We start from the raw sequence: 18054 nt of genomic DNA on the forward strand, positions 1-18054 counted from the left end.
CCAGTCCGGGCTGTGCCCGGTCAGACGCCGACCGTGCTCTCCGGGCCGCGGGTGGCCGGAATCGCGCACTCCGTGGGGTCCTGGCCCGGCTGCGCCGCCGTCCGCGCCGCGCTCGCCGCACGGGCCCGGCGCCGGGCCAGCGGCGACGCCAGTGCCGTCAGCGCGATGAAGGCGGCGATGGTCAGCAGCACGATCGTCGAGCCGGGCGGCACATCCTGGTAGAACGACGTCACCGTGCCGCCGATCGTCACGCTCACCCCGATCGCCACCGCGCCGGCGAAGGTCGCCGCGAAGCTCCGGGTGAGCTGCTGGGCCGCCGCCACCGGGACGACCATGAGCGCGCTCACCAGCAGCAGGCCGACCACCCGCATCGCGACGGTCACCGTGACCGCCGCCGTGACCGCCGTCAGCAGGTTCAGGGCGCGCACCGGCAGACCGGTCACCCGCGCGAACTCCTCGTCCTGGCTGACCGCGAACAACTGCCGTCGCAGCCCCAGGGTGACGAGCAGGACGAAGGCGCCCAGCAGGCAGATCGCCGTCACGTCGGACTCGCTCACCGTCGACAGCGAGCCGAAGAGGTACGAGGTCAGGTTGGCGTTCGAGCCGCCCGGCGCGAGGTTGATGAACATCACGCCGCCCGCCATGCCCCCGTAGAAGAGCATGGCCAGCGCGATGTCACCGCGCGTCTTCCCGTACCAGCGGATCAGCTCCATGAGTACGGCGCCCAGCACGGACACGGCCGTCGCCATCCACACCGGTGACGTGTTGAGCAGGAAGCCGAGGCCGACGCCCGTCATCGCCACATGGCCGATGCCGTCGCCCATCAGGGCCTGACGGCGCTGGACGAGGTAGATGCCGACGGCGGGCGCGATGACGCCCACCAGGACGGCGGCGAGCAGCGCCCGCTGCATGAAGGCGTAGTCGAGGATGTCCATCAGCTCAGGAGTCCCGTCCGGATCGGTTCGGCGTCGTGAGCCGCGTGCGGGTGTACGTGGTCGTGGCCGGGCAGGGCGTGCTGGCCGACCGCTCTCGGCGGCGGGCCGTCGTGCAGGACGCAGCCGTCGCGCAGCACGACTGCGCGGTCGATCAGCGGCTCCAGCGGGCCCAGCTCGTGCAGGACGAGCAGCACGGAGGTGCCCTGGGCGACCTGGTCGCGCAGGGCGGCGGCCAGTACCTCCTGGCTGGCGAGGTCCACGCCCGCCATCGGCTCGTCCATGATCAGCAGTTCGGGTTCGCAGGCCAGCGCGCGGGCGATGAGGACCCGCTGGTGCTGTCCGCCCGACAGGGCGTTCACGGAGTCCTTGGCACGGTCGGCCATCCCGACGAGCTCCAGGGCCCGCCGTACGGCCGCGTGATCGGCCTTGCGCAGGATCCCGAAGCGGGCCCGGGACAGCCGCCCCGAGGCGACGATCTCGGTCACCGTCGCCGGCACCCCGCCCGCCGCCGTGGTCCGCTGCGGGACGTAGCCCACCCGGTGCCAGTCGCGGAAGCGGCGGCGCGGAACGCCGAAGATCTCGATCTCGCCCGCGCTGACGGCGACCTGGCCGATGACACTGCGCACGGCGGTCGACTTGCCGGAGCCGTTGGCGCCGAGCAGCGCGACGACCTCCCCGCGGCGCACCGTGAGATCGATGCCGCGCAGGACCGGGCGCGAGCCCAGCTCCGCCCGCACACCGCGCAGGGACACGACGGACTCGTTCACGACGTCCTCCATGGTGATCACTTGGTGCCGAGCGCTGTCTGCAGCGCCTTCAGGTTCGACCGCATGACCTGCATGTAGTCGCTGCCCCTGGACTTGCCGGTGATGCCTTCGAGGGGGTCGAGGACATCCGTGCGGAGCCCTATGTCCCGGGCGATCGTGCCGGCCGTCCTGTCGCTGACGAGCGTCTCGTAGAACACCGTCGTGACGCCGTCGGCCTTCGCCAGGTTCTCCAGGCCCTTCACCCGGTTCGCGCTGGGCTCCGACTCCGGGTCGAGGCCGTTGACGGCCTCCTCGGTGAGCCCGTAGCGCTCGGCGAGGTAGCCGAACGCGGCGTGGGTGGTGATGAAGGTCCTGGTCCTGGTGTGCGCGAGACCGTCGCGGAACTCGGTGTCCAGCGTGGTGAACTTCTTCCGCAGGGCCGCCATGTTCTTCGCGTAGTCCGCGGCGTGCTTCGGGTCGGCCTTCTCCAGCGCGGCCGAGACGCCCTCGGCGACCTGGCCGAACCGCACCGGGTCGAGCCAGACGTGCGGGTCGGTGGCGCCCGACTCCTCGCCCTCGCTGTGGTCGTGGGCGGCGGCGTGTCCGCCGACCTCGTTGCCGTGCTTCTCCAGCGTCGTCAGCGAGGCGGCGTCGATCTTGGTCCTGACCCCGGACTGGGCCACCGCGTCGTCGACGGCCGGCTGGAGGTTCTTGAGGTAGAGGACGACGTCGGCGTCCTGGAGCCGCGCGGTCTCGCGGGCGCTGATCTCCAGGTCGTGCGGTTCCTGGCCGGGACGGGTCAGGTTCGTGACGTTCACATGGGTCCCGCCGATCTGCTCGGCGAGGTACTGGAGGGGATAGAACGACGCGACCACATCGAGTTCTCCGTTGCTCTTGGCGTCGGCCGAGGCGGAACCCGAGCAGGCCGTGAGGGCGCCGAGGCCGAGGGCGGTGGCCGCCACGGCCGAGGCCCCCGATATGAGGCGTCGTCGTACGTTCATGACACTCATTTTCAACAAATCTGGAAACGATTGTCAACAAGCCCTCGTCCGGGGGCCCGCGCACCCCCCGGCAACAGGCATCAAGCGGAACCAATCGGCAGTAAGCGGCCCACTCCGTGAACCGATTTGATACAGGGGTGGGCGACGCCGGTAACCTGAGGCATTCGCTGCCGTCCGTTCGTAATGAAGAGAGCACCGTGGCCGCCGACAAGATCGACACCATCGTCAGCCTGAGCAAGCGCCGTGGCTTCGTTTTCCCCAGTAGTGAGATCTACGGTGGACAGCGTGCCGCCTGGGACTACGGCCCGCTCGGCGTCGAGCTCAAGGAGAACATCAAGCGCCAGTGGTGGCGTTACATGGTCACCTCCCGTGAGGACGTCGTCGGTATCGACTCGTCGGTGATCCTGGCCACCGAGACCTGGGTCGCCTCCGGCCACGTCGCCACCTTCTCCGACCCGCTCACCGAGTGCACCTCCTGTCACAAGCGCTACCGCGCCGACCACCTGGAGGAGGCCTACGAGGCGAAGCACCACCGCCTCCCCGAGAACGGCCTCGCGGACATCAACTGCCCCAACTGCGGCAACAAGGGCATGTTCACCGAGCCCAAGCAGTTCTCCGGCCTGCTCAGCACCCACCTCGGCCCCACCCAGGACACCGGCTCGGTCGCCTACCTGCGCCCCGAGACCGCCCAGGGCATCTTCACCAACTTCGCCCAGGTGCAGACCACCTCGCGCCGCAAGCCGCCGTTCGGCATCGCGCAGATGGGCAAGTCCTTCCGCAACGAGATCACGCCCGGCAACTTCATCTTCCGGACCCGCGAGTTCGAGCAGATGGAGATGGAGTTCTTCGTCAAGCCGGGCGAGGACGAGAAGTGGCAGGAGTACTGGATGGAGCAGCGCTGGAACTGGTACACCGGTCTCGGCCTGCGCGCGGAGAACATGCGGTGGTTCGAGCACCCGCAGGAGAAGCTCTCCCACTACTCCAAGCGCACCGCCGACATCGAGTACCGCTTCCAGTTCGGCGGCAACGAGTGGGGTGAGCTGGAGGGCGTCGCCAACCGCACCGACTACGACCTCGGCGCGCACTCCAAGGCCTCCGGCCAGGACCTCTCCTACTTCGACCAGGAAGCCGGAGAGCGCTGGACCCCGTACGTCATCGAGCCCGCCGCCGGTGTCGGCCGCGCCATGCTCGCCTTCCTGCTCGACGCGTACGTCGAGGACGAGGCCCCGAACGCCAAGGGCAAGATGGAGAAGCGCACCGTGCTGCGCCTCGACCCGCGCCTCGCGCCCGTCAAGGTCGCGGTGCTGCCCCTGTCGCGCAACCCGGAGCTCTCGCCCAAGGCGAAGGGCCTGGCCACCGCGCTGCGCCAGAACTGGAACATCGACTTCGACGACGCCGGCGCCATCGGCCGCCGCTACCGCCGTCAGGACGAGATCGGTACCCCGTTCTGCGTCACCGTCGACTTCGACACCCTCGACGACAACGCCGTCACCGTGCGCGAGCGCGACTCGATGAAGCAGGAGCGTGTCTCGCTCGACCAGATCGAGGGCTACCTGGCCTCCCGTCTCGTCGGCTGCTGACCCGGCCTCCGGCCGAAGCGTTCACGAAGCCCCCGGTTCCCGCGCAGGGAACCGGGGGCTTCGCTTGTCCCGGACCATGGGGTGTCCGGGCGTCGGGGGCACCGGCGGCCGGCCCGGTTCCGGCCTCGGGCGCGCCGGTGGGTCTCAACGGCCTTGCAGGGCCTTCACGTTGTCGCCGAAGGTCCAGTTCTTCGAGCCGTCCCAGTTGACCGACCAGGTCATGAGTCCCTTGAGCGCGGTGCCGTAGTGCCGCCAGGCCTGGGAGACCAGGCTCGGCGCCATGTAGCCGCCTCCGGCGCCGGACTGCGCGGGCAGCCCCGGTACCTGCTTGTCGTAGGGGACCTTGATGGTGGTCCCCTGCACCACGAGCCCCTTGGCGAGACAGTCCGTCTGGGCGGTGAACCCCTGGACGGTACCCGCGGAGTACGCGTCGCCGGAGCAGCCGTACATGCTCCCGTTGTAGTACTGCATGTTGAGCCACCACAGGCGCCCGTTGTCCGCGTACTTCTTGACGATCGGCAGGTACGCGCCCCAGATCGAGCCGTACGTGATGCTGCCCCCGGTGACGTACGCCGTCTCCGGTGCCATCGTCAGCCCGAAGCCGGCCGGCATCCGCGACAGCACTCCGTCGATGATCCGGATCAGATTGGCCTGCGAGGCGGAGAGCTGACCGATGTTCCCGCTGCCGACGAGACCGGTCTCGATGTCGATGTCGATCCCGTCGAAGTTGTACTTCTGCAGGATGGGCACGATCGTCGCGACGAAACGGTCGGCGACCGTGGACGAGCTCAGGTCGATCCCGGCGGCCGCCCCGCCGATGGACAGCAGGATCGTCTGCCCCGAGGCCTTGGCCGCGCACATCTCGGCGGGCGTCGCGACCTTCACGCCCGTGTCCATCCCGTCCTCCCACAGCGCGGTGCCGTCCGAACGGATGACGGGGAACGCCGCGTCGAGGACGTTGTAGCCGTGCGCGGCGATACGGGAGTCGGTGACCGGGGTCCACCCGAAGGGCGGATGCACACCGTTGGACGAGCCGTCCCAGTTCTCCCAGTAGCCCTGGAGAACCTTTCCGGCGGGACGGGACTTCACGGCGCAGGTGTCCGCGGCCGACGCGCCGGGAGCGCCCGCGATCGACAGGGGGGTGAGGACGGCCGCGGCCAGCGCGACGGCGAGCAGACGAAGCTTTCGGCGCATCATGCGAGGCCTCCCGGTGGGGGTGCGGTGAGGTGTCGTAGGCATGACAGTCGCGCGGTCCAGACCTTTCGTCAATAGGTCTGGACCAAAGTGGGGGTGGTTGCTCCCCAGGGTCGCCCCTAGGCCTCCTTGGGGTCGACCGTCGCCTGGTGTTCCTCCGCCAGGTGTTCCTCCGCCTTCAACCACGGGAGGAATTGGGCGTTTTTGCGCCAGTCGCACGTGTCGCATCTGATGGTGCGCTGCACGCCCGCTCGTTGTACGCGGACGGTGTGCTCGCGGCCGTGCTGGTCCCAGCGGCTCACTTTGCTCGTGTTGATCTGAAGCATGACACCTCCTGGTTCTACGGCTTCGTGTGCGCAGCAAGGAGTGTGCAGCATGGTGAAGATCAACGGGGGTTCTTCGGCGTCGAGTTCGGTGAGGGCAGGATCACGCTCAGGAGGGGGCCAAGTGCCCTTCGGCGGCCTCGACGGCGGCGGTGGTGACGTTGACCTGGTGTTCTATCTGCCGGTCCACCGGAACCCAGGTCGCCGTGAAACTCGCCGAGTAGGCGGCGCACCAGCGCGCGACGAGGGCTTCCAGCTCGGCGCGTTGAGGCGCGGTACCCGGGGTGGGCGCGTACTCCTCCAGGAGCCGCAGCAGCATGGCGGCGGCCCGCAGGGGAGTTCTCCGGGCGAAGCCCTCGATGCTCGCCGTGCGGGCCCGGGTGAGCCCGGGGAGCGGGGTGAAGGACGGGTGCGCGGGGTCCCAGCTGTCGGCCAGCGGACCGCAGACGCGCAGGGTTTCGGCCACCGCCCGGCGCATGCTGAAACCGGGGTCGGGGCCGGGCGCCGGGAGATGGGGGCGGGCCCGTTCGTAGTGTTCGCGGACGGTGTGGGCGTAGGCCCGCAGACGCTCCGCCCAGTGCTGGAGCCGTTGTTCCGGAGCGCGATGGGGCGCGAGGTCGGCGAACCGGGGGGCGGCCCAGACCGGTACCTCCACCACCGCGGTGACGCCGCCGTAGGCGTGCGGGGCGAGCCAGGTGGAGCGGTGGGCGTTCTCCGGGAAGGCGGTGGGGCGTTCGGGCGCTCCGGGCGGTGGCAGCACGAAGACACCGGGAGCGCTCGTGGGCCAGTGCAGGGCGTCCAGCGGTGCCCTTTCGACCGGGATGCCGAGCTGCTCGGCGGAGACGGCGAGGATCCGGTCGAGGCCGGGGACGTCCCGGGTGAGCTGGGCGAAGGTGCCGCCGATGTCCGTGCCGTGCAGGGAGATCTGGATGTAGGGACGCAGGCGCCGGATGACGTCGAGCAGGGCGCGGCTCTCCGGCAGGAACCGCGGCCGGGGGAGGGAGGGCGCCCATTCGGGTTGTTCGTCACCGGCGGGACGGAAGAAGGCGCGGTAGTGGCCGAAGACGGTGTCCGCGCGGTGTCCGCCTTCGTTGAGACGGGCTCCGTCCGGGTCCAGGCACAGCACCAGATGCCATACGGTGCCGGGCCGTTCACCGCCCAGTGCCCGGTGGGCCAGCGCCACGAGGGTGCCCCCGCCGACGTACTCGTTGGGATGTGCGCCCGCGACCACCAGGGCGTGCCGTGACCCTTTCCCGACGCTCAGCATCTTCAGCGGGACGCCGTGCCGGGAGTGGCCGATCGTGCTCAGCCGGCACAGGCCGGGATGCCGGGCGGCCAGGGTTTCGGCGGTGCGGGTGACGTCGGCGGGCGTCGGGTAGCTCAGTGTCCGGAACCGCTGTCGTCCCCGGTCTCTCTCTGGTCCAGCGCTCGGAGCTTGGTCTCGGCCACGGAGTCTCCTCGGATCACGGATCGTGGATCGGCCGGACGGAACGCCCCGGGCCGGTGCCGGGCGCGTTCCGTTCGACTCCAGTGCGACTCAGTACGACATGACGCATCACCGGTGTCAACAGCCCCTGTAGGAAGGGGAGTTGGATTCACGGCCGACGCATATGCCGCTGGCCGCACGGGGGATTCAGCTGATCGTGCGCGGCAGCCGCAGGCTCAGTGCCGTCGTCAGGGCCACGCCCGCCAGTTGGACCAGGAGGGTCGTCACCAGGGCGTCCCGCATGCCGTGGGCCGGGGCGAGGGACAGGAACAGGGTGCCGAGCGTGGCCACCCCGACGGCGAACGCCGCCTGCTGGGTGGTGGCCATGACGCCGCTGCCGACACCGGCCCGCACCGCCGGCACCTCGGAGAGGACGATCCGGATGAGGACGGGCAGTTGGAGCGCCTGACCCGCGCCGGCGACGGCCGCTCCGGGCAGCAGTTCCACCACCCCGAGGTCCGGCCAGGAACGCCAGGCGGCCAGCGCGATGAGGCTCAGGCCCACCGCCTGGATCAGCCCCCCGGCGGTGACGACCCGGGTACCGTACCGGCCGATCAGCCGGGGTCCGCACAGCGACGTGATGAAGAAGACGACGGCCATGGGCGCGAGGGCCAGCCCCGCCGGGACGGGACCGAGGCCCTCGCCGCGCTGGAGGGCCACCGCGATCACGAACATGAAGCCGCTGAATCCGATCGAGAACGGCACGATGATGATCAGGCCCCGGCGCAGCGAGGTCAGCTCGAACAGGCTCGGCGGGACCAGGGGGGTGCGGCCGTTGCGGTCCGCCCGGCGTTCGACGAGGTAGAAGGCGGCGGCCGCGAGCGGGAACAGGGCGAGGGACACCCAGGTCCACAGCGGCCAGCCCGCCGCCCGGCCCTCGGTGAGCGGGATGAGCAGGGCCAGCAGGGAGACCGCGAGCAGGACCGTGCCGGGGGCGTCGATGGGCTCCGGGCGCTGTGAGCGGGTCTCGGGGACGGCGCGGCGGGCCAGGATCAGACCGAGCACGACGACGGGCACGTTCACGAGGAACACCGAGCGCCAGCCGGTGCCCGCGATGTCGGCGGCGACCAGCAGGCCGCCGAGGATCTGGCCGGCCACCATGGACAGGCCGGCCGTGGCGCCGTACAGACCCATCGCCTTGGCGCGGCGGGGCCCGGAGGTCGTCGACTGGATGGTGGCGAGGACCTGGGGCAGCATCGCCGCGGACGCCGCCCCCTGGGCGACGCGCGCCGCGACCAGGGTCCATGCCGTGGGCGCGAGACCGCAGGCGAGCGAGGTCAGGCCGAAGGCCGCCATGCCGCCGAGGAAGAGCCGGCGGCGCCCGAACAGATCGCCGAGGCGTCCCCCGAGGACGAGCAGGACGGCGTACGCGACCCCGTAACCGGCGACGACGAGTTCGAGGACGGCCTCGCTCGCGTTCAGGTCCTGCCCGATGGTCGGGAGGGCCACGTTGACGATGAAGAAGTCGATCAGCGGCAGTGCCGCGCCCAGCAGCACGGTGAAGAGTCCGAGGCCGCCGAGAGCGGGTGGCGCGGTGGGTGAACGGACGGGGGTGATGAGAGTTCCGGTTTCGGTCACGTCCTCCAGACTTCTCCGGTACTCAAGGGGGTACCAGAGTCTTCTTATCCTGGTACAAGCACTACCTGGCAACAGGCTGCGGTGAGCGGCAGGCTGGAGGCATGACAACCATGGCACGGGAAACGACCACCGGCCCGGACGTGGAGCGACCGGCTTCGGACCGGGCCTCGGCGCGATCGACCGCGGGCCGGGACGCGGCACGAACGGCCACCGGCCGGGGCACGCGTCCGGCCACCGGTGGGGCCCCGCGTCCGGCCACCGGCGCGGACCCCGCGCGGCCCGCCCCGGGCGGGACCGGTCCGGCCGCCGCCGCGGCGCCCCGTGGCAGTGAGATCCGGCGGCACGAGCTGGCCACCTTCCTGCGCAGCCGACGCGAGCGCATCACGCCCGAGCAGGTCCAGCTTCCCCGGGGCCGCCGCCGGCGTACGCCGGGCCTGCGCCGTGAGGAGGTCGCCCAGCTCTCCGCGGTGGGTGTCACCTGGTACACGTGGCTCGAACAGGCGCGTGACATCCAGGTCTCCGAGCAGGTCCTCGACGCCCTGGCCCGCACCCTGCTGCTGGACACCAGCGAGCGGGCCCACCTCTTCCAGCTCGCCGGAGCCGCCGACCCCTCGCCCGCCGCCCAGTGCGCGGTCATCACCCCGGCGCTGCGCCTGCTCCTGACGCAGTTGGAGCCCGTCCCGGCCTGCATCCAGAACAGCCGGTACGACATCCTGGCGTACAACCGCACCTACGCGCGGCTGATGATGAGCGACCTCGGCACGGTCCCGCCCGCCGACCGCAACTGCGTCCTGCTCGCCTACACCAACGCGGAGTGGCGCGAGTCGATCGTCCTGCTCGAAGAGACCACGCGGCTGATGGCCGCGAAGCTGCGCGCGTCGATGGCCGGGCACCTGGGGGAGCCCGCCTGGAAGACCCTGCTGAAGCGGCTGCGGGCCGAGTCGGCCGAGTTCCGCGAGAACTGGGACCGGTACGAGGTGGCCGCCACCCGGGGCAAGACCAAGAAGTTCATGAACCCCTATGTCGGGCTCGTCACCGTCGATCACACGGACCTGTGGCTCGCGCCCGACCTGGGTGCCCGCATGGTGACGTACGCGCCCCACGACGAGGAGACCCGCGAACGGCTGGAGAGGCTGTACGCCATCGCGCTGGAGGCCGAGGCGGCTGCCGAGGCGGCGGTCGCAGCGGTGTCCCGGGTCGAGACGGCGGGGGCCGCCTGACCCGGGGGGCGGGTCCGGGTCGTCGCGGGTCAGGCCCCCACGCCCGCCGCTTCCCGGATCTCCGGGGATTCCAGGAGACGGGCCGTGCGGTCGGCCGAGGCGCGGGCCCGGCGGCCGCTGGTGAGCGCGCCGAGGACGAGGACGGCGACACCGCAGGCGGTGATGATCCACCAGCCGGGCCGGGAGGCCGGGACGAAGGTGTCCCGGTACGCGGAGGCGCTGATGCCGGAGGCGAGGGCCGCGCCGATGACCGCGACACCGAGGGTGCCGCCGATCTGCCGGCTGGTCGAGGCGACGGCGGCGGCGACACCCGCCTGGGAGCGGGGCATCCCGGAGACGGCGGTGTTGGTGATGGGCGCGTTCACGAACCCGAAGCCGATACCGAAGAAGACGTAGCCGATGACGAGCGTGACGTTCGAGGTCTCCGCCTCGAACGCGGCGAACAGCACTCCGCTCACGGTCATCGCCACACCCGCGATCAGCAGGGAGGGCCGGGGGCCGCGACTGCCGACCAGGCGTCCGGAGACGGGCGCGCAGACGAAGCACAGGGCCGCCATGGGCAGCATCCACAGGCCGGCATGCAGGGCGTTGAGCCCGCGCACGTTCTGCAGGTACAGCGTCGACAGGAACAGGAAGCCGCTGAGCGCGGCGAACGCGCTCACCGCGATGACGGTGGCGCCGCTGAACGGCACCGAGCGGAAGAAGCGCAGGTCGATGAGGGGTTCGTCGCGCCGGGGCTCGTACCACAGGAGTCCGAGGAGCGCGGCGAGGGCGATCACCGAGAAGCCGAGGGTGTGGACGAGGCCCGAGGTGGGGGCCTCGATGATCGCGTACGTGAGGGAGCCGAGCAGGGCGATCACGAGGAGCTGGCCGACCGGGTCGGGGCGGCGGGCCCTGGGGGCGCGGGACTCCGGGACGAAGCGCAGGGTCAGCAGGAGCGCGGCGAGACCGACGGGGAGGTTGATCCAGAAGATCGACCGCCAGCCCACCGTGTCGACGAGCAGCCCGCCCACCAGCGGTCCGGCGGCCATGGAGATGCCGACCACGGCACCCCAGACGCCGATCGCGCGGGCCCGTTCGCGCGGGTCCGTGAAGGTGTTGGTGATGATCGACATCGCCACCGGGTTCAGCATCGAGCCGCCGACGGCCTGGACCATCCGGAAGACGATGAGCGTGTCGAGGTTCGGGGCGAGGGAGCACAGCACCGAGCCGATGGTGAACAGGACCAGGCCCGCCGTGAAGACCTTGCGCCGGCCGATGCGGTCGGCGGTGGAACCCGCGAGCATCAGCAGGGAGGCCAGCACGAGGGTGTAGGCGTCGATGGTCCACTGCATGCCCGCGACGCTCGCGTGCAGTTCCTGCTGCATCGAGGGCAGGGCGACATTCAGAACCGTGACGTCGAGGCTCACGATCAGCAGACTCATGCAGCAGATCGCGAGCACCAGCATCCGGTGACGGTGGCTGAGCTCAGGCATTCCCCAAGCCTACGCCGCTGTCGATAGTGTGTCTAACTAATGACCTCTACACGATCTTCCGCGCGAGCACCCGGCGCCGTGCGCCACAATGGGGGAATGCCCACGCCCACGTCCACCGTGAACTCCACGCTGAACTCCACGCTCTCGATCGGCCCCCACCAGGTGCAGCCGCCCGTCGTCCTGGCTCCCATGGCCGGGATCACGAACGCGCCGTTCCGCACGCTGTGCAGGGAGTTCAGCGGCGGCAAGGGACTGTTCGTCAGCGAGATGATCACCACGCGGGCGCTGGTCGAGCGCAACGAGAAGACCATGCAGCTGATCCACTTCGACGCGACCGAGACACCGCGCTCGATCCAGCTGTACGGCGTCGACCCCGCCACCGTCGGCAAGGCCGTCCGTATGATCGCGGAAGAGGGCCTCGCCGACCACATCGACCTGAACTTCGGCTGCCCGGTCCCCAAGGTCACCCGCAAGGGCGGCGGCTCCGCCCTCCCGTACAAGCGCCCCCTGCTCCGCGCGATCCTGCGCGAGGCCGTCAGCGGCGCCGGGGACCTGCCCGTCACCATGAAGATGCGCAAGGGCATCGACGACGACCACATCACCTTCCTCGACGCCGGACGGATCGCGGTCGAGGAGGGCGTGACGGCCATCGCGCTGCACGGCCGTACGGCGGCCCAGCACTACGGCGGCACCGCGGACTGGGACGCCATCGCCCGGCTGAAGGAGCACGTGCCGGAGATCCCCGTCCTCGGCAACGGTGACATCTGGTCGGCGCACGACGCGCTGCGGATGGTGCGCGAGACCGGGTGCGACGGGGTCGTCGTCGGGCGCGGCTGCCTCGGCAGGCCGTGGCTGTTCGGCGATCTGGTGGCCGCCTTCGAGGGCCGCGAGGAGTACGCCCGCCCGACCCTCCGCGAGGTCGCCGCGGTCATGGTCCGCCACGCCACCCTGCTCGGCGAGTGGATCGGCGACGAGGCGCGCGGCGTCATCGACTTCCGCAAGCACGTCGCCTGGTACCTCAAGGGCTTCGCGGTCGGCTCGGAGATGCGGGGGCGTCTCGCCATCACCTCGTCGCTCGCCGAACTCTCCGACGGGCTGGCCGAGTTGGACCTCGACCAGCCGTGGCCCACGGGCGCCGACGGACCCCGCGGCCGTACCTCGGGCAACAACCGGGTCGTCCTGCCGGACGGCTGGCTGAAGGACCCCTACGACTGCGCGGGCGTGTCCGAGGACGCCGAGCTGGACACCTCCGGCGGCTGAGCCGCCGGAGGCCGCCCCGGCTCTCTAGGCTCCGCCCACCGCCGTGAGCAGGGCCAGCGGCGCCGCCGCCGAACGGGACTCCCGTACGCAGGCGTGCGGGTAGGGCACCGGCTCGGCATGGGTGTCACGGCCGTAGCCCGCGAGGACCTCGGGGAGGCGGTGACCGGCGGCCGTGGCCGCGTCCACGAGCGCGTGGGCCACCGTACGGGCCTCGTCGTGCAGGCCGTACCGCGCGAGCCCCAGGGTGATCAGGGCGTTGTCGTGCGGCCAGACGGAACCCCGGTGGTACGACAGCGGGTGGTACGCGGACTGGCCGGAGGCGAGCGTGCGCACACCCCAGCCGGAGAAGAAGTCCGGTTCCAGGAGCCGGCGGCCGACCAGCTCGCCGTACTCCTTGTCCAGCAGCCCGGACCACAGCAGATGGCCCGCGTCCGAGGCGAGCGCGTCGACATGCCGGCCGTCGCCGTCCAACGCCAGGGCGGGGAAGGAGTGTTCGCTCATCCAGAAGTCCCGCTGGAAGCGGTCGCGCAGATCGGCGGCGGCCTGTTCCAGGAGCGCCGCGTAGACCTCGTCGTCCCAGACCGTGCGGGACAGGTGCGCGGTGCGGCGCAGCGCGTCGTACGCGTAGCCCTGCGCGCCCGCCGCCATCACCGGACCGGAGGGGCGGCTGCCGTCGGCCGAACAGATCGCGCCGGGGGAGTCCTTCCAGTTCTGGTTGGCGAGGCCTCCGCCGTCCGCGCGGTACACGAGATAGCCGCGCGAGGTCAGCCCGCCGTGGTCCAGCATCCAGCCGATCGCCGCACGGGCGTTGGGTTCGAGGCGGCGGGCCAGGGCCACGTCGCCGGTCTGCTCCGTGTAGGCGCCGAGCAGCACCAGGAACAGCGGCGTCGCGTCCACCGAACCGTAGTAGCGCCCGTACGGCACCTGCCCGAAGTGCGCCAGCTCGCCGTGCCGCACCTCGTGCACGATCTTGCCCGGCTGGGCGACCGCGCCCAGCCCCACCTCGACCGCCTGGGTGGCGGCCAGCGCGGGCAGGGTGGAGGCGGCCAGCTGGGGCCGGTAGGGCAGCGCGAAGAGCGAGGTGAGCAGCGCGTCGCGGCCCAGCAGGGTGAGGAACCAGGGGACCCCGGCCGCCGGGACCCGCAGTTCCTCGCCGTCCAGGCCCGTCGCCGGCACCTGGAGCGCCGCGAGATCGGACAGACCGCGCGCGCAGGCCGCGGCCAGCTCGGGCCAGCCGGTCGGGAAGGGCACTCCTTGCGCGAACTCGCCCTCCAGGGCGAGGAGCCGCTCGTTGGCCGCGGCGGGGGAGACGGGCACGCGTGGCTCGTGCGCCGCGCCGTGCGGACGCGCCGCGACCCGCAGCGCCAGCTCCGCCGAGCCGTGCGGTTCCAGGTCGAGGGTCCACACGAGGCGGCGCGCGCCCGTGCCGGTCTCCTCCACCCCGTCCGGCGCGGGCTCGGAGGTGACCGTCGTACGGGACTGCCACTCCCCGCGCCGGTAGCTGAACTCCACGCCGTCGTCGAGGACTTGGCGCTGGCGGACGACGCCCGTCTTGGCGTACGTGCGGTAGTCGGAGCGCAGTTCGAACTGGTCCGTGAAGTCGGCGTCCGCGGTCACCGCGATCCGGACCGTGGTGGCCGTCGGACGGTTGCTGGTGACGCGCAGCGCCTCCACGAACGAGCCCTCGGCGACGGCCTGTTCACGGAAGAGCGTGTACGCGGGCGGCTCGTTGCGACCGCCCCGCGGCACCAGCACACAGCGTGCCGTGTCGCCGTCGGCGACCGGTGTGAGTGCCTCGGGCACCGCGCCGTCCACCGTGAGCTGCCAGCGGCTGAGGTGCCGGGCGTCCCGTACGAATAATCCGTCCGGAGAGCTGCCGCCCCGCACTCCGCTGATGTCCCCGCCGTCGCCCACGGCGGCGAACGTTCCACCGTGCACGAGCAGATGATGCCGGTCCGTCATCCCCGGTCCCCTCCCTTGGCGCCCGTCTCGAACTCGAATACGCGCTGTCCCGCAGCGCTGTGTGCCGTGTCGGTCAACGCGTCGCGCCCCATGGGGGACACGATCGGTGCGGCCCCGGAGGGCTCGTGCAGCAGGTCGAGCGCCAGCGCCGCCGTCCAGCTGAATCCGAGCGCTCCGCAGGCCTCGCCGGTGAACGGGTCCACGTACTCCGCGAACCCGGACTCCCCGGCGGTGTCCAGCAGGGCGGTCCGCAGGGCGTCCGCCCGTCCGTGCTCCCCGTGCAGCCGCAGCCCGCGCTCCAGCAGCCAGTTGGTGTTGAACCAGGCGGGCCCCCGCCAGTACCGGTGCGGGTCGAACGCCTCGCCCGTCAGGTCGTAACTGGGGGCGAGGCGCGCCGCCCCGCCCAGCCCGAAATGCGGCCCGCCCGCGGTCCGTACGAGCGTGGCGGCGATGTCGCGCGGCAGCGTGGGGAGGATGAGGGGGAGCAGCCCGGCGACACTGCGCTCGGGGATCAGCGCGCCGCCCGCGCTTCCCCCTTGGCTCCGCCCGCCCTTCCCGTCGCTCTCCCCGCCGCCACCGCCGGCCCGCTCGTCGCGGCAGAAGAACATGCCCTCCGCCGGATCCCACAGGCGCTCCACCAGGGCCGCCGTCAGCCGTTCGGCGCGCGCGTGGCGGGCGGTGCCCGTCGCGCCCAGTTCCCGCGCGATGCGGGCCAGCGCGTGTTCCGAGGCGATCAGCAGGGCGTTGAACGCCGGGTCCTCGACGGCGAACTCGCCGCCGCCGTCGGCGTACCCCCGGTCCCGGTAGTCCGTGGCCAGCCGCACGTACCGCCCGTAGTCGAGATCCGTCGGCCGGTCCTCGGGGGCCCCGTGGTCGAGGTCGGCGCGCCGGAAGGAACGGGCGGGTGCCGGGGCGACACGGCCGAGCGGCGCGTCCCAGCAGGGGCTGTTGTCCATGCCCTGCTCCCAGGGGTGGACCACGCTGGCGAGACCGCCGCCGCCCAGATCCCGGCGGTGCAGGAGATAGCGGTGCCAGGCCGCCAGCCGGGGATACATCCGGGAGAGGAAGGAGCGGGACCGGGACAGCCCCGGGTCCGCCCGGTGCACCAGCCACACCGCGAGCGCGTGCACCGGTGGCTGCACGATGCCCGACGTCTGTACGGTGCGCGGGGCGCCCGCGGCGCGCCCGGCGGTCGAGGAGCGCCAGAAGTCGGGGCTCGGGAAGTACGCGTCGAGCGGGACGGAGGGGTTGAACACGATGTGCGGGACACGCCCGTCGGCCCACTGCGCGCCGAGCAGGGTCTCCAGTTCCGTCTGCGCCCGCAGCGGGGACAGATGCCGCAGCCCGATCGCGATGAACGCGGAGTCCCAGGACCACTGGTGCGGATACAGACCGCGCGAGGGAACGGTGGACGTTCCCGTCCAGTTGCCGTTCAGCACCCGGGACGCCCTGAGGTGCAGGGACCCCGAAGGGCTCGCGGGATCGTATACGGGTGATCCGGTACGGACGATCCCGTCGGGGCCGGGCGGAGCGGGCGGACCGGAGGCGTGCGCGGGTGCGCCGGAGGTACGCACGGGGGTGATGGGCCCCCTGCGCAGGGCGGTGAGCTGGGTTGTGCTGTCCACTCAGGTCTCCCCGAAGACGTCCGACCGGCCAGTTCGGCAGTAGCTGCCGTAGGGTTACGTCTATTTAACACGCAAAACTCAATATGTAATGCAGAGTTGGGGAACGCAAGAGGGTGCGCATGACAGAAAGGGCGGGGAGGACCGTGAAGACCGGTAACCAGGCAAGCTCCGGAGAACTGCTCGAACTGGTGCGCAGCGGCCGGGCGACCACGCGCGGGGCGCTCCAGCGGGCCACCGGTCTGTCGCGGGCCACGGTCGGCCAGCGTCTCGACCGGCTGTTCCGCGCGGGCTGGCTCCGCGAGGGGGCCGGCGGGCCCGTCGACTCACCGCTCGGCGGCCGGCCCTCCATCACCCTGGAGTTCGACGACGAGCACGCCGTCGTCCTCGCCGCCGATCTCGACACCCGGCACGGCCGGGCCGCCGTCCTCACGCTGACCGGGGAGATCCTCGCCGAGCACGGGGGACCCCTGGTGATCGACGACGGCCCCGAGGCGGTCCTCGGCGAGCTCGGACGCTGGTTCGCCGAGCTGGTGGACAAGTCCGGCCGACGCGCCGACGCCGTCTGCGGCATCGGCCTCGCGGTGCCCGGACCGGTCGACAGCGAGACCGGCCGCGTGGTGCAGCCGCCGATCATGCCGGGCTGGGACGGCTACGACATACGGGGCCGGCTGGGACGCGCCTTCGCCGAACACGCGGGCACCGGCGCCGCGCGCGTCCCCGTGCTCGTCGACAACGACGCCAACCTCATGGCGTACGGGGAGCAGCGCGCCGGCTATCCGGACTGCTCGGCGTTCGCCCTGGTCAAGGTCTCCACCGGTATCGGCGCGGGCATGGTCGTCGGCGGCACCGTCTACCGGGGCATCGACGGCGGGGCCGGCGACATCGGGCACATCCGGGTGGGTGCCGAGGCGCTGTGCCGGTGCGGCTCGTACGGCTGTCTGGCCGCCGTGGCCAGTGGTGGCGCGGTGGCGCGACGGCTCGCGGAGTCCGGGGTCCCTGCCGCGTCCGGCTCGGATGTCCGGGACCTGCTGGCCGCCGGGCACCCCGAGGCGATGGCGCTGGCCCGGGAGGCGGGCCGGCAGGTCGGGGACGTCCTGGCCACCGTGGTGACGCTCCTCAACCCGGGCGTGCTGATGATCGCCGGGGATCTGGCCGGGACCCCCTTCCTCACGGGTGTCCGCGAACTGCTCTACCAGCGGGCGCTGCCCCGCTCGACCGCTCATCTGGACGTGGTGACCTCCCGGCTCGGCGAGCGGGCCGGGCTGGTGGGTGCGGGGGCGATGGTCGTGGAGTACCTGTACGCGCCGGAGCGGGCCGAGGAGCGGCTGGCGGCGCTCGGCGTGTGACGGCGCCGGCGCTCCGGCCCCGACGCCCGTCCCGGGGCGTCCGCCCCCGGGTGCCCGTGCGGGGCATCGGCACGGGGCATCCGTGCGTGATGCCCGTGTGTGACGTCCGTGTGTCGTGTCCGGATGGTGGTCCGGATGATGAAATCCGACGTCTCCCGGGGGCGTGATTCTCGCCACCCTTGATAGGGGTCACGCTCAGATGAGCGGATCTTGAGCGGTTGCACTTCCCTAAGGGGTGGCACTCAGTGCCACCCTCTGATCGTTCATCGATTAAACTCAGACGTGTCGAAGGCCGCTCGCATGAGCGCCTCAAGCGATCTACG

General features: G+C 71.6%; 14 protein-coding genes. 4 read left to right on the forward strand and 10 right to left on the reverse strand.

Translation table 11 applies throughout. The features are described 5' to 3' along the window. Positions 1–20: 20 nt before the first annotated feature. From OHT01_RS26770 to OHT01_RS26780, 3 genes are read right to left on the reverse strand one after another with little or no spacing between them, the layout of a single operon-like run. Positions 21–935: a metal ABC transporter permease gene (locus OHT01_RS26770; protein WP_328555662.1), complete on the reverse strand. Its 915-nt coding sequence runs from the start codon at positions 933–935 to the stop codon at positions 21–23. Then, positions 935–1714 (reverse strand): metal ABC transporter ATP-binding protein, encoded by a 780-nt coding sequence (locus OHT01_RS26775; protein ID WP_328555663.1) that lies wholly within the window; start codon positions 1712–1714, stop codon positions 935–937. The genes OHT01_RS26770 and OHT01_RS26775 overlap by 1 nt, the downstream gene beginning before the upstream one ends. Before the next feature lie 5 nt (positions 1715–1719). Then, the gene (locus OHT01_RS26780; protein WP_328555664.1) at positions 1720–2682 is read right to left on the reverse strand and encodes a metal ABC transporter substrate-binding protein; all 963 of its coding nucleotides are present in this window, start codon (positions 2680–2682) and stop codon (positions 1720–1722) included. Positions 2683–2879: 197 nt separating this feature from the next. Here OHT01_RS26780 and OHT01_RS26785 point away from each other — a divergent pair, with 197 nt between their 5' ends. Next, positions 2880–4262 carry a glycine--tRNA ligase gene (locus tag OHT01_RS26785; RefSeq protein ID WP_328555665.1) on the forward strand — a complete coding sequence of 461 codons (1383 nt, stop codon included), beginning with the start codon at positions 2880–2882 and terminating at the stop codon, positions 4260–4262. A 144-nt stretch (positions 4263–4406) separates the two neighbouring features. Here the strand turns inward: OHT01_RS26785 and OHT01_RS26790 are convergent, their stop codons facing one another. From OHT01_RS26790 to OHT01_RS26805, 4 genes are all read right to left on the reverse strand, one after another. Further along, complete coding sequence (locus OHT01_RS26790) at positions 4407–5459, reverse strand: chitinase (protein WP_328555666.1); 1053 nt, start codon at positions 5457–5459, stop codon at positions 4407–4409. Between the two features lie 116 nt (positions 5460–5575). Further along, a complete protein-coding gene (locus OHT01_RS26795) occupies positions 5576–5782 on the reverse strand; it encodes a hypothetical protein (RefSeq protein WP_328555667.1) in 207 nt (68 codons plus the stop codon). Between the two features lie 106 nt (positions 5783–5888). Next, on the reverse strand, positions 5889–7163 hold the full coding sequence (locus tag OHT01_RS26800) for a M14 family zinc carboxypeptidase (protein ID WP_328558274.1): 1275 nt from the start codon (positions 7161–7163) through the stop codon (positions 5889–5891). A 249-nt stretch (positions 7164–7412) separates the two neighbouring features. Then, positions 7413–8843, reverse strand: coding sequence for an MFS transporter (locus OHT01_RS26805; RefSeq protein WP_328555668.1), 1431 nt, complete (start codon positions 8841–8843; stop codon positions 7413–7415). Between the two features lie 110 nt (positions 8844–8953). Between OHT01_RS26805 and OHT01_RS26810 the strand changes: the two genes are divergently transcribed. Further along, positions 8954–10063, forward strand: a complete 1110-nt coding sequence (locus tag OHT01_RS26810) for a helix-turn-helix transcriptional regulator (RefSeq protein WP_405918517.1) — start codon at positions 8954–8956, stop codon at positions 10061–10063. Between the two features lie 29 nt (positions 10064–10092). Here the strand turns inward: OHT01_RS26810 and OHT01_RS26815 are convergent, their stop codons facing one another. Beyond that, positions 10093–11538, reverse strand: a complete 1446-nt coding sequence (locus tag OHT01_RS26815; protein WP_328555670.1) for an MFS transporter — start codon at positions 11536–11538, stop codon at positions 10093–10095. Positions 11539–11634: 96 nt separating this feature from the next. Between OHT01_RS26815 and dusB the strand changes: the two genes are divergently transcribed. Then, entirely contained in the window at positions 11635–12798 is a 1164-nt protein-coding gene (gene dusB, locus OHT01_RS26820) for a tRNA dihydrouridine synthase DusB (protein ID WP_328555671.1), read from the forward strand. Between the two features lie 24 nt (positions 12799–12822). Here the strand turns inward: dusB and OHT01_RS26825 are convergent, their stop codons facing one another. Together OHT01_RS26825 and OHT01_RS26830 are read right to left on the reverse strand one after the other, a co-directional pair. Next, on the reverse strand, positions 12823–14760 hold the full coding sequence (locus OHT01_RS26825; RefSeq protein ID WP_328555672.1) for an amylo-alpha-1,6-glucosidase: 1938 nt from the start codon (positions 14758–14760) through the stop codon (positions 12823–12825). Then, on the reverse strand, positions 14757–16385 hold the full coding sequence (locus tag OHT01_RS26830; RefSeq protein ID WP_405917181.1) for an MGH1-like glycoside hydrolase domain-containing protein: 1629 nt from the start codon (positions 16383–16385) through the stop codon (positions 14757–14759). Before OHT01_RS26830 ends, OHT01_RS26825 begins: the two co-directional genes overlap by 4 nt. Before the next feature lie 119 nt (positions 16386–16504). On the opposite strand from OHT01_RS26830, the gene OHT01_RS26835 reads away from it, so the two are divergent. Further along, positions 16505–17731 (forward strand): ROK family transcriptional regulator, encoded by a 1227-nt coding sequence (locus OHT01_RS26835; RefSeq protein ID WP_328555673.1) that lies wholly within the window; start codon positions 16505–16507, stop codon positions 17729–17731. Positions 17732–18054: the final 323 nt, after the last annotated feature.

The organism is Streptomyces sp. NBC_00358 (assembly GCF_036099295.1).
GTDB lineage: Bacteria > Actinomycetota > Actinomycetes > Streptomycetales > Streptomycetaceae > Streptomyces.